Source organism: Helicobacter pylori SA213A (assembly GCF_000476275.1).
Classification (GTDB): Bacteria; Campylobacterota; Campylobacteria; order Campylobacterales; family Helicobacteraceae; genus Helicobacter; species Helicobacter pylori_CL.
In genome coordinates, this window is record NZ_CBOM010000070.1 from 1 (window position 1) to 485 (window position 485).

At 45.4% G+C, this 485-nt stretch carries 1 protein-coding gene; it reads right to left on the bottom strand.

Features of this window, described 5'->3' with window-relative positions; translation table 11 throughout:
- A partial coding sequence (locus QT74_RS07940; protein WP_033765937.1) for an outer membrane beta-barrel protein occupies window positions 1-485 on the bottom strand: 485 nt, incomplete at both ends.

Genomic DNA, 485 nt, shown 5'->3' on the forward strand with positions numbered 1-485 from the left:
TCCGCTCCAAAGCCATAAGTCCACACGTCAGAAGCCGAGTTGAAAAAGCTGGATTTGATGAACGCATGGTTGTAATCAAAGAAGCCATAATACCTTGCACCCCATCTTCTTTTTTGGCCAAAGAATTGTTTGTAGCCCACTTGGATACCGATCCCGTTCATCGCGCCGTTGTTGGTTTGAGAACTGACGATGCCCATTTTCCTAAAGGGGTTTCGGCCTAACTCTTGGTTAATCGTTTGGACTTGGTTATAAGTGTTTTGGTTAAGGTAGAAGTTCTCTTGTATGCCTTGCGGGCTATAAGGGTTGTTCTTTTTGCTCACCGCATTTTGCAAAGATTGAGCGTTAGGGATGCTAGAGAGCGCGGTGGTGATGCTGTTGTAGGTGTTGCCTAATTCATTGTATCGGGATTTGAAATTCACCAAAGTGTCAGCGATATTGACCGCTTGATCTATCTGCTCGGTTTGAGTGCCAAAATGGGCGATGCT